The sequence below is a fragment of the Nitrococcus sp. genome (assembly GCF_059432795.1).
Genome location: NZ_JBXWZQ010000162.1, coordinates 1 through 11,198, shown reverse-complemented (window position 1 = coordinate 11,198; position 11,198 = coordinate 1). Strand labels below are relative to the sequence as shown.

Sequence of the window (11,198 nt, the reverse complement as noted above, 5' to 3'; positions counted from 1 at the left end):
CGCCTCGGATTCCGCTTGCGTGCCCGCCTTTAAGCCGCCGGCGGACGAGGCAGCTTGACGCCGACCTTGACGATCTGGCGCAAATCCATCTCCCGTACCACGAGCACGACCTTGCCCAGTTCCACCACGTCGCCCTCGGAAGCCTTTTGGTACAGCCTTCGGCTCAGGTAATCACCGATCGTCTCGGCGGGCCGGATATCGGTCACCGAATCACTCAGGTAAATCTCGGCGAAGTCCGCCATCGCCGAATGGCCATCCACGGTGAACTCTCCGAAGAAGCGCCGTTGGCTCTCCGGCTGCCGCGTGCCCATATCGTCGAGCCAATGATTGAAGCGCTCCTGTACCGCCGGATCGGCATAGGCTACCAACAGATAGAGCAGGTCCCGAGCTTCGAGGGCGCGCTGCGGCGTCATGGCCACGGGACGGCCTTCGCGCACCAGCGCCAGCAGCTGCACGCCATCCGGCGGTCGCAGCGCTTCCAGGGTGGCGTTCAGCGCCGGACATTCCGGCGGCAGCTCACAGATCACCAATTCATGGTCGCTGGGGATACCCAGATCGATCCGCCGGGCGTCCGGGTGCAGGCGCGGCAGCTGCAAGCCCAGCAAGCGGGCGAGCGGTGCGACGGTCCATCCTTGCAACAGCAAGGAAATCAAGACGATGAAAAAAACGACATTGAAATCGGCCGCCGCGCCCGTCACCCCCGCGATCACCGGAAACAAACTGAGCACGATCGGCACCGCGCCGCGAATTCCCACCCAGCTGATGAACAGCACCTGACGCCAGGGAAAGCGAAACGGCAGCAGGCAAACCGCCACCGCGAGCGGACGGCCCAGCAGGATAATGGCGCCGGCCACCACGAACGCCTTGGGCGCCACCGCGAGCAGATCGCTAGGCGTGACCAGCAGCCCCAGCATGAGAAAAAGCCCGATCTGGCAAAGCCAGGCGATGCCGTCATGAAAGCGTTGGATGCTGCGCCGCGCCGAGCGGGCCCGATTACCGAGGATAAGGCCGGCAAGATAGGCGGCAAGAAAGCCGCTTCCCCCGAGTTGCGCACTCATGCCATAGGTCAGCAGCCCGCCCGAGAGCGCGAGCAGCGGGTAGAGGCTCGGCGGCAGCGGCAGCCGGTTGACCACCCACGTGAGCAGCGCCCCGCCCCCGGCACCCAACACCGCACCACCGACCATCTGCTCGACAAAAACCACCGCTAACCCGGCGGTGCTCGCCTGCTGCTGCAACACCCATTCGATCAGGACGATGGTCAGAAAAATCGCAACCGGATCGTTGACCCCGGATTCGATCTCCAGTGTGTTGCGAACTCGAGGATGAAGCTCCAGACCGCGGGCACGCAGCAGATAGAACACCGCCGCGGCATCGGTCGAGCTAATAATCGCCACCAGCAACAGCGCGTTCAGCCAGGAATCGCCGAAGAGCAACACCACGCAGGCGGCGGTAACGAGTGCCGTACCCAATACGCCGACGGTTGCAAGGCTCAACCCGGGCCCAAGCCCCGTACGAAAGCTCGCAAACGGCGTGTGCAGTCCGCCGTCGAATAGAATGACGGCGAGCGCGAGCGTACCCAGTAAATGGGCGCTGGCCACGTCCTCGAACTGGATCCCGCCGGGGCCCTGCTCGCCCGCCAGCATACCCAAGGCCAAAAACACCACCAACACCGGAACACCGCTGCGCTCGGCGGGTATGCTCGCGAGGATGCTCAACGTCAGAAGGAAGCCGGCGAAAAAGACGAACTGATCGGTATACGCCATGTTTCCGCTGCCGTCACGCCGGTAAACCGTGACTGGACGGGCTAGGAGCGGACCTCCTTTTTCTTTTCAGGGGTTTTTATGCTGCTCGCGGGCTTTGTCTTCCCTTGCCGCCATCAGCTCGCGGTAGCGCGAGAGATGGCGGGCGAAATCCTGGCGCGTCTGCTCCTGCTCCGCGCGCTTGCGTTCGATGAATGCCTCGTTCTCGTCGATATGCCGTTGTAGCTGCGCGATCTGGGCATAGACCGCCGTGGGCTCGCCGCGACCGGTGCGCTCGATGCGCACGGCCTTACGCCGTTGCGCCTGCAACCGCGCCTGAAGTTTCTCCAGGCGTTTCCGGCTGAGCTCGATTTGTGCGCTGATCGCCCGCAGGCGATCCTCACGGGCCGCCCTTATCTCCTGCGCACTCGAGAATGTGAGCAGCAGTGTCCGATCGTATTCCGCTTGCGCGCGTCGGCGACGCTCGGCTCGTTGGGCCGTTTCATGCTCGCGTTGCTTGGCGTCCAATTGCTCGCGCGTCGGCGGCGGCTCGATGGTTTGAACCGTCTCGCCGCTCGATGACTTGACCTCGCGCTGTTGGCCGGCCGCCTCGGGCGGGACGGCGTCGCTGTAATGAACCCGCCCCTGCTCGTCCACCCATTTGTAGAATTGAGCCGCCCCCGCGGAACTCGACAGCCAAAGGCCGATTATAAGCAAAGACACGCCGCGCTTGATCATCCAACTGCCTAAGGTAGTCCTACGCAAACCCCGCTCGCTCATCGGCGCCTTGCGGATACCCCGACGCACCGCTTGCCGGCCTTCAGTAATCGACCCCGTAGGCCTCGCGGTAGGCCTGCATGGCGGCAAGCTCCTTGCTCCGGCCTCCTTGCCCTGTGAGATATTCGATCAGAGTATCCAACGTAATGACGGCGGCAGTAGGCACGCCGTAGTCCGCTTCAATCTCCGCAGCCGCCGCGACGCTGCCCTGACCCCGTTCCCGACGGTCGAGAGCCACCACCAGGCCTGCCAAAGAGCCCTGCTCCGCCGCGATAAGCGCCGCCGCCTCACGCGTGGAGGTGCCGGCCGATATGACGTCGTCGATCACCAGAACGCGCCCGTGTATCGGGGTCCCCACGACCCTGCCGCCTTCCCCGTGTGCCTTTACCTCCTTGCGATCGAACGCGTAGGGCACGTCCCGGCCATGCTGCTCCGCGAGGGCCACGGCAGCGGCGCAAACGAGGGGGATGCCCTTGTAGGCCGGACCGAAGAGCATATCGAAGCGGATATCGGCGTTGACTATCGCCCGGGCGTAATACCGCCCCGCCTCGGCGAGCGAGCGCCCCGTGGCGAAGCCTCCGGCGTTGAAAAAGTAGGGGCTGCGACGGCCCGATTTGAGGATAAACTCACCGAAACGCAGAATTCTGTGCTCTAGAGCGAATTGTATGAACTCTCTCTGATAATCGAGCATGCACTGATCCGTATTCCTTCAGCGCGGGTTGACGACTTGCTCGCCTCGCCGGGCAAGGAAAGCCGTCGCCCGCGGGACGGGCTAGCCCGTATTGCGCATTCCGGCCGCGATGCCGTTGATGCACACCATTAATGCCTTGCGTAGATTTTCCTCCTTGCCGTGACGGACCCGGTAAAGCAGCTCCACCTGCAGCAGATTCAGCGGGTCGACGTAGGGGTTGCGCACCACCACGGAACGCTGTGCGACGGGAAAGTCGTCCAGCGGCTGCTGGTGTTCGGTGATTTCCAGCACGGCGCGCAGTGTTTTGTCGAACTGCCCGCGCAGGTACTCGCCCACCGCCTGGAACTCCTCGGGAACCAGGCGTCTGTCGTACCAAGCGGCGACCGAGGTATCCCCCTTGGCCAATACCATCTCCACCATATCCAGGAACGTCTGGAAGAACGGCCACTCCTGGTACATACGCTTGAGTAATTCGGCCTCTCCCGAGTCCAATGCCCGCTGCAGCGACTCCCCGACGCCAAACCACGCCGGCAACAGCAATCGCGTCTGCGTCCAAGCGAAAATCCACGGTATCGCCCGCAGGCTCTCCACCCCGTGCGTCGGAGCACGGCGGGCGGGCCGGCTGCCGATGGTCAACATACTGATCTCATGCTCCGGGGTGGCGTGGCGAAAGTAGTCAATGAAGTCGGGATCGTCGCGGACCAGGCCGCGATAGGTAGCTTTAGCGACCTGTGCAAGCCGGTCCATGGCTTCCCGCCATGTCGGCAACAGTGGCCGAGCCGGCTGCAAGCTCGTTTCCAGCACGGCGGTCGTGTACACCTCGAGATTGCGCAGCGCCACGCCCGGTAATCCGAATTTTGCCTGGATGACCTCGCCCTGCTCGGTGACCCGCAGCCGACCATCGACGGAGCCGGGCGGCAGGGAGAGAACGGCGGCATGGGTCGGGCCGCCGCCGCGGCCGATCGAGCCACCACGGCCGTGGAATAAGGTCAGCTTGATGGCCTGACGCCTCGCAACCGCCACCAGCTTTTCCTGAGTCTTGTAAAGGGTCCAGGCGGCGGTCAAATGCCCAGCATCCTTGCCCGAGTCCGAATAGCCGATCATCACTTCCTGATGACCCTGCACGCGCTCGCGATACCAGGGAATCTGCATCAATTGCTCGATACAAGCCTCGGCGCCGTTCAGGTCGTCGAGGGTTTCGAACAGGGGCACCACCCGCAGGTAGTGCCGAACGCCGGCCTCTTTCTGGAGCAGCTCCGCGGCAAGAATATCTGAGGGCTGCGAGGCCATGGAGATGACATACGCTCCCAAGGAATCCGCGGACGTCTCCGCCATCATCTGGAACGTGTCCAGGACTTCGCGCACCTCCTCGCTCGGCTCGAAATCTTGAGGTATCAGCGGCCTGCGGCTGTTGAGCTCCTGGATGAGGAAATCGTGGCGCTGCGCCTCCGTCCACTCGGCATAGCTGCCCAAGCCAAGCTCGCGGGTAATTGCATCGAGGGTATTGACGTGGCGGCTTGCCTCCTGGCGGACATCGACCCGCATCAGCGTGAGGCCGAACACCGATACGCGACGTATGAGGTCCAACAGCCGACCGTCGGCGGCGACTCCGGCACCGCAACGCTGCAGCGAATGGTAGCAGGCAAGCAACGGCGCTTTCAGATCGCTGGTCTCGATCAAAATCTCGCCATCGGGAGGGTGCCGACCTTCCAAACGGGCCTCGATCCAGCTGCGGGTGATGCGCAAGCGCGCCCGCACTCGTTTGAGCAACGCTCGATACGGTTCCCAGCGCCCCGGGACGAGCTTGCGTAAATCATCATCCATGCATTGCAGCGAGAGCTCGGATATGAGCTGATTGAGCTCGCGCTCATAGAGTTCGACGGCCATCCAGCGATTGAGCAGGCAGACCTCCCGCGTCACGCGGGCGGTCACCCGGGGGTTGCCGTCGCGATCCCCGCCCATCCAGGAGCCGAACCGGATCGGGGCGAGATCGAGCGGCAGATTGTAGCCGGTCTTACGCTTGAGCATCTTATCGAGCCGGCGCATATACCGCGGAATCACGTCCCACAGCGTCTGCTCGATCACGGCCAGGCCCCAGCGCGCCTCGTCGACCGGGGATGGCCGGCGGCGCCGGATCTCGTCGGTGTGCCAGGCCGCCGTGATCTCGCGCTTGAGCGCCTGGTGCACCTCCTCGATCTCCTCCGGGGTCGGATCCAGGCGATCCTGCTGATCCAGCAGGTCAGCGATGCGGTTGTATTTCTGTAGCAGGCTGCGCCGCGTGACCTCTGTGGGATGCGCGGTCAAAACGAGCTCGATCTTGAGGCGGCACACCGCTTCGTAGAGCACCTGCGGATCGACCTCCTCGACGAGCCGCTGAAACGCCTCCTCCAGCGAACCGCGCAGCGGGGCGGACTGCGGATCACGCAGCCAGGCACGGCTGCGACGTATGCGATGATGCTGCTCGGCGATATTGGCCAGGTTCAGAAAGTTGGAGAACGCCCGCACCACGGGCATGATCATGTCGTCATCCAGACCGGCGAGCATGCTGCTGAGCTGCTCCGCCGCCCCGTCGACGCCGGCACGCGCGTCCTTTGCCAGCCGACGGATCTCCTCGACGGTGTTATAGAGCTCCTCGCCGTCCTGCTCGTAGAGCGTACTGCCCAGCAGCCCCCCCAGCTGCCTGATATCCTCGCGCAGCGGGAGATCGGTACTCTTCTCCTGCATATAGGCTCCTGCCTTGCGCCCCGCTGCGGCCGGTGCCGTGACGACAGCGGCCGCGCTGGGACGCTGATTACTCCGGCATTCCGAACTGCTCGACGCTGGCGAAGATATCAGTATCGGAAATGATGCCGATGGGTTGCTCGTTATGGTCGATCACCACCACGCGCCGTATATTGTGGCTGCTCATCTTATCAGCGCAATCGTGCAGCGACATGTCGACTGGAACGGTAATGAGCGGCTTGCTCGCCACCTCACTGACCTTCACGCTACGCGGCTGGCGGTTCGCCGAGACAATGCGCGAAATAACGTCGCGCTGCGTCATGATGCCCCACTGGCCGCCCGTCTCCGGGTGAGTGATCACGCTGCCGATTCGCTTCTCGCGCATCAGGTGCATGGCGTCTTCGACCAGCGTGTCCGCCGGTACGCTGATGGGGCTCGGGTTCATCAGATCCCCGACCGTGTGTGGCGTACGCCCGGAGGCGATCATCTCCTCGAGAGGCGTGGACACGCGACGCAGCTCGCGAATCCTGCGGTCCTGCTCAATCGCCTCCATGCGCTCCTGCTGATACTTGGCAAGGTCTATCTTGCCCTGCATCTCCTCGATCAGCGCATCGGCGAACTGACTGGTTTTTACCTCCGTGGCACCCTCGATCTGGCGAGCAAAATCATAGGTCACGATCTTGGCGCTCACGACCCGCTGATAGGCGGCCCGGATAAGATCCGCAGCCTCGGGCCAGCCCAGATACTCCAGCATCATCACGCCGGAGAACAGCAGGGAACCGGGATTGACCTTATCCTGATTGGCGTGTTTGGGCGCCGTGCCGTGCGTCGCCTCGAAAACGGCCACGTAATCGCCCATATTGGCGCCCGGCGCGATACCGACACCGCCCGCCTCCGCGGCCACCGCGTCGGAGAGGTAATCACCGTTCAAATTCATGGTAGCCAGGACATCGAATTCGTTCGGGCGCAGCAGCATGAGCTGAAAAATAATATCGGCGATCCGGTCCTTGATGACGATTTTCCCCGCAGGCCGCTTACCTCCGTAAATGGAGTAAAGCTCCTCCTCGGTGATGGTGACGTCACCGAAGGTATCCCGCGCCACCTCGTAACCCCAGGTACGGAACGCGCCCTCCGTATACTTCATGATGTTGCCCTTGTGGACGAGGGTGACGCTCTCGCGGTTGTTGTCCACGGCGTACTGAATGGCCTTGCGGACCAGACGCTTGCTGCCGAACGGGCTGATGGGCTTGACTCCGAGCCCGGCATCGTCGAAGAAGCTCGCGGCCATTTCCTCGCGCAGGAAAGCAGCAAGCTTCTTGTTCTCGGCAGTGCCGGATTGATATTCGATACCGGCGTAGACGTCCTCCGTGTTCTCCCGAAAGATCACCACGTCCACGTCCTCGGGCTTGCGCAGGGGCGAGGGCACCCCCTCGTAGTGGCGTACCGGTCGTACGCAGGCGTAGAGATCGAGCTTTTGACGCAGGGCCACGTTCAAAGAACGGTAACCCCCGCCGACCGGCGTCGTCAGGGGCCCTTTGATGGAGACGATGAGATCCCGCAGCGCCGTCTCGGTTTCCTGCGGGAAATATTCACCCTCATACAATCCGGCCGCCTTCTCGCCCATATAGAGCTCGCACCAGAAGATCCTGCGCTTGCCGGCATAGGCCTGTGCCACGGCGGCATCCCAGATGCGCAGGCAGGCGCCGGTGATGTCGGGGCCGATCCCGTCGCCCTCGACGTAGCCGATGACGGGCTGGTCCGGAATGTGCAACTTGCCGTCGACCACGGTGATTTTTTCGCCGCCTTCCGGGTATTGGATATGTTGATACATCGCTCCTCCTTATTCCTCATCGACCATGCCCGAGCATACGCCAGCCGCGGACTTAGGGCTTGAGTTGACATCGTCACGGACACTCGGCGAAAAGGGGCAGCACATGCAGGGAAAGGCGGCGCTGGCATGACCGGGTAGGGCAATCCCGGGGCGCTCCGCCCCGTATGGTTGCTATATTTTGGCTGAGGTACCGGCACCAATCAAGACAAGCCCTTGCGGCCGCGGGATCGATCTTGAAGGCGGCTAGCCGCTCGCGAGCGCTGGCAATCAAGTGGAGCGGCGACTAGAATCATTTTTTTGTTGCCCCGCAGCATCCAGCGGGCAGGGGCTGGCCCACTTCGATCCGACCAGGGTAGGAAAACATGAGCAACACACGTGAGGTCGTCGTGCTGAGCGGAGCACGAACTCCTATCGGAAGCTATGGCGGTGATCTCAAGGACGTCCCATTGGGCGATCTCACCGCCTCGGTAGTCCGCGAAGCCGTCAGTCGCGCCGGGATCGAAGCAGGGAGCGTCGGCCACACCGTGCTCGGCAACGTCATTCATAGCGAGCCCCGCGATATGTATCTGGCCCGCGTGGCGAGCGTCAACGCCGGACTCCCGGTCGAGACGCCGGCCTTGACCCTGAACCGCCTCTGCGGCAGCGGCCTGCAGGCCATTCTGACCGCGGCGAGCTACATCCAGCTTGGTGATACGGACTGCGCCGTCGGCGGCGGTGGCGAGTCCATGTCTCGAGCCCCGTACTGGATCCCCAGTGGGCGCTGGGGACAGCGCATGGGCGATGGTTCCCTGGTCGACGCCATGGTGGGCGCCTTGACCGACCCCTTCGATCGCTGCCACATGGGGATCACGGCCGAGAATGTCGCCGCCCGGTGGGGCATCTCCCGCGAGGCACAGGACGAATTGGCCCTGGAAAGCCATCGCCGGGCGAGCCATGCCATCGACAACGGCTATTTTCGTGACCAAATCCTGCCCATCGAGGTCAAAGGGCGTAAAGGCTCGGTGACGGTGGACACCGACCAGGGCCCTCGCCGCGAGGTCGACCCGGCCAAGATGGCGACCATGAGGCCGGTTTTCAAACCGGACGGCGGCACGGTGACCGCCGGCAATGCCTCCACGTTGAACGACGGGGCCGCGGCCGTCGTACTGATGGAACGCGGCAGCGCCGAAGCGCGCAATCTCCGCCCACTCGGCCGACTGGTCGGGGGCACCGTGGCCGCCGTCGAGCCCAAGTACATGGGCATCGGCCCGGTCCCGGCCGTGCGCAAGCTGCTGGAGAAAACCGGCGTTGCCCGCGATCAGGTCGATGTCTGGGAAATCAACGAAGCCTTCGCAGCCCAGGCGCTCGCGGTGAGCCAGGACCTGGAGCTCGATGCGCAAAGAGTGAATCCAAACGGCAGCGGCATTTCTCTCGGTCACCCCATTGGCGCGACCGGCGCCATCCTGACCGTCAAGGCGCTCTATGAGCTGCACCGCCGTAACGGCCGCTATGCCGTCGTGACCATGTGTATCGGAGGCGGGCAGGGAATCGCTGCGCTGTTCGAGCGCCTGTAGCGACGGCTTTTCGCGATGCGCTGCGCGGGCGACGAGCGCCTAACAGGCGTTGAGCACCGGCGGTGAGTGCGGTATGACGCTGAAGATCACCACGCTGAATCTCAACGGCATCCGCGCCGCCGCCCGCAAGGGCTTCTTCGACTGGCTCGCCCGCGAGCGCCCGGATGTGCTCTGCGTGCAGGAAACCAAAGCCCAGCGCGCGCAGCTCGATGGCAACGACGTGTTCTTCCCGCAAGGCTACCACGCCTTCTTTCACGACGCGCAGAAGCGCGGCTACAGCGGCGTCGCCCTCTACAGCCGACGCGAGCCGGACGAGATCCGGATGGGTCTTGGCTGGCCGGAGATCGACCGCGAGGGGCGGTGGCTGGAAGCGCGTTTCGGCAGGCTCTCGGTGGTCTCGCTTTACATGCCCTCGGGGACTTCCGGCGCGGAGCGCCAGGACTTCAAGTACGCCTTCATGGAGCCCTTTCTCGAGCATCTCAAGTCGCTGCGCGGGCCGGGTGCGCGCGAGTACATCATTTGCGGCGATCTGAACATCGCGCACAAGCCGATCGACCTCAAAAACTGGCGCTCCAACCAGAAGAATTCGGGCTTCCTGCCGGAGGAACGCGCCTGGCTCGACCGGCTGTTCGACGAGGCCGGCTTCGTGGACGCCTTCCGGCTTGTGAATCCGCAAGCCGAGCAATACACCTGGTGGTCATTTCGCGGCCGCGCCTGGGACAATAACACCGGATGGCGCATCGACTATCATGTCATCACCCCGGACCTCTGCGAGCGCGTACAGAGCGCCGAGATCTATACCGCCGAGCGCTTCTCCGATCATGCGCCGCTGACGCTCAGCTACGATTGGGAATTCCCGGCGGGATGACGGGAAAGCGAGCGTCCGGAACGCATTGTGCGGATCTAACCAAAGCGCCGGTGTACCCGCAACCGAAGGCTACGGGACTGGTATTGCTTTGCGAGGCGCTGAGAACGCAGCGCGTGGCCGCATGCGAACTGCGGAGCACTGCGCTACCGTGGAGCATTCCGCGCACTCGCTGAAAAAACAAGCCTTCAACGCAAGCGGAAAAAGGCGTGTACGCTCACCGTCTGCGTGCGCAGCCTATGCGGATGAGCTAGGTAAAAATATAAATTGCGCCGGGGTACACCATCGCACAACGAACGCCGGCACGAGCCTATCGGCTCTCGAGTTCCTGGGCAGCCAGCTGCTTGGCGTGTGCAAAAAAACGAAGGGAGCATTGTAATCCATGCAGCACAGGATCCTTTCCATTGCATCCTTAATTGTGCTGTTGGCTGTATCCGGAATCGCCACGACAGGTCACCGCTCCAAGCAAAATTCAGACACCAACGAGACCGGTCAACCTGACGTCGACGCAGTAGCGACAGCTGCTGCACAAGTTCTCGATGATGAAATGAAGCAGCGCTCCAAGCGCCATATTGCAGATATCCTTATTCGGGCCAGTCGGTGTATCGCCGTCGTTCCAAGCCGACTGAGGCTGGGTTTGGTGGTGGCCGGTAGCTATGGCAACGGTATTGTGAGCTGCAGAATCGACAAACATCAATGGTCCGCGCCGATTTTCTTCGGTTTATCAACCGTGAGTGTCGGGCCTCAACTAGGGATAGAATCGACGGAGCTTGTCCTTTTGTTCATGGACCAAGGCCTCGATTTGCTCGCGAAGGGAAAAGTCGAGCTAGGCGCCGATATTGAAGTCACAGCCGGAACATTAACCGCCTATAAAGAGATTTTCATTAAACCGGATTCAGTTGTCGCTTATCAACAAAGATCGAAAGGCTTATTTGCCGGCGCCGACATCGAAGGCGCCACAATTATAATAAACGATAATAAGAACAGACAGGTATATGGCTACGGTTTTGACCTAAAAAAC

8 protein-coding genes are annotated in these 11,198 nt (G+C 62.6%); 3 read left to right on the top strand and 5 right to left on the bottom strand.

The genetic code is table 11. The annotated features are described in order from the left end of the window. Positions 1-29: 29 nt before the first annotated feature. The 5 genes from AC52Q4_RS11455 to icd form a co-directional block, all read right to left on the bottom strand. Complete coding sequence (locus tag AC52Q4_RS11455) at positions 30-1,763, bottom strand: potassium/proton antiporter (protein WP_495536928.1); 1,734 nt, start codon at positions 1,761-1,763, stop codon at positions 30-32. A 66-nt stretch (positions 1,764-1,829) separates the two neighbouring features. After that, complete coding sequence (locus tag AC52Q4_RS11450) at positions 1,830-2,462, bottom strand: DUF4124 domain-containing protein (RefSeq protein WP_495536927.1); 633 nt, start codon at positions 2,460-2,462, stop codon at positions 1,830-1,832. Between the two features lie 97 nt (positions 2,463-2,559). Further along, positions 2,560-3,207, bottom strand: a complete 648-nt coding sequence (gene pyrE / locus AC52Q4_RS11445) for an orotate phosphoribosyltransferase (RefSeq protein ID WP_495536926.1) — start codon at positions 3,205-3,207, stop codon at positions 2,560-2,562. A gap of 81 nt (positions 3,208-3,288) precedes the next feature. After that, positions 3,289-5,931, bottom strand: a complete 2,643-nt coding sequence (gene ppc / locus AC52Q4_RS11440; RefSeq protein WP_495536925.1) for a phosphoenolpyruvate carboxylase — start codon at positions 5,929-5,931, stop codon at positions 3,289-3,291. Between the two features lie 67 nt (positions 5,932-5,998). Beyond that, positions 5,999-7,759, bottom strand: coding sequence for an isocitrate dehydrogenase (NADP(+)) (gene icd, locus AC52Q4_RS11435; protein WP_495536924.1), 1,761 nt, complete (start codon positions 7,757-7,759; stop codon positions 5,999-6,001). A gap of 362 nt (positions 7,760-8,121) precedes the next feature. Here icd and AC52Q4_RS11430 point away from each other — a divergent pair, with 362 nt between their 5' ends. The 3 genes from AC52Q4_RS11430 to AC52Q4_RS11420 form a co-directional block, all read left to right on the top strand. Continuing rightward, on the top strand, positions 8,122-9,312 hold the full coding sequence (locus tag AC52Q4_RS11430; RefSeq protein ID WP_495536923.1) for an acetyl-CoA C-acyltransferase family protein: 1,191 nt from the start codon (positions 8,122-8,124) through the stop codon (positions 9,310-9,312). Between the two features lie 73 nt (positions 9,313-9,385). After that, the gene (locus tag AC52Q4_RS11425) at positions 9,386-10,180 is read left to right on the top strand and encodes an exodeoxyribonuclease III (RefSeq protein WP_495536922.1); all 795 of its coding nucleotides are present in this window, start codon (positions 9,386-9,388) and stop codon (positions 10,178-10,180) included. A 379-nt stretch (positions 10,181-10,559) separates the two neighbouring features. Beyond that, on the top strand, positions 10,560-11,198 hold a 639-nt coding region (locus tag AC52Q4_RS11420), incomplete at its 3' end, for a lipid-binding SYLF domain-containing protein (protein WP_495536921.1).

What these genes read in the sequence shown, in the direction of transcription:
- pyrE (WP_495536926.1), bottom strand. Translation starts at nt 3,207, where the DNA reads ATGCTCGATTATCAGAGAGAGTTCATACAATTCGCTCTAGAGCACAGA.
- AC52Q4_RS11430 (WP_495536923.1), top strand. Translation starts at nt 8,122, where the DNA reads ATGAGCAACACACGTGAGGTCGTCGTGCTGAGCGGAGCACGAACTCCT.
- AC52Q4_RS11425 (WP_495536922.1), top strand. Translation starts at nt 9,386, where the DNA reads ATGACGCTGAAGATCACCACGCTGAATCTCAACGGCATCCGCGCCGCC.
- ppc (WP_495536925.1), bottom strand. Translation starts at nt 5,931, where the DNA reads ATGCAGGAGAAGAGTACCGATCTCCCGCTGCGCGAGGATATCAGGCAG.
- icd (WP_495536924.1), bottom strand. Translation starts at nt 7,759, where the DNA reads ATGTATCAACATATCCAATACCCGGAAGGCGGCGAAAAAATCACCGTG.
- AC52Q4_RS11455 (WP_495536928.1), bottom strand. Translation starts at nt 1,763, where the DNA reads ATGGCGTATACCGATCAGTTCGTCTTTTTCGCCGGCTTCCTTCTGACG.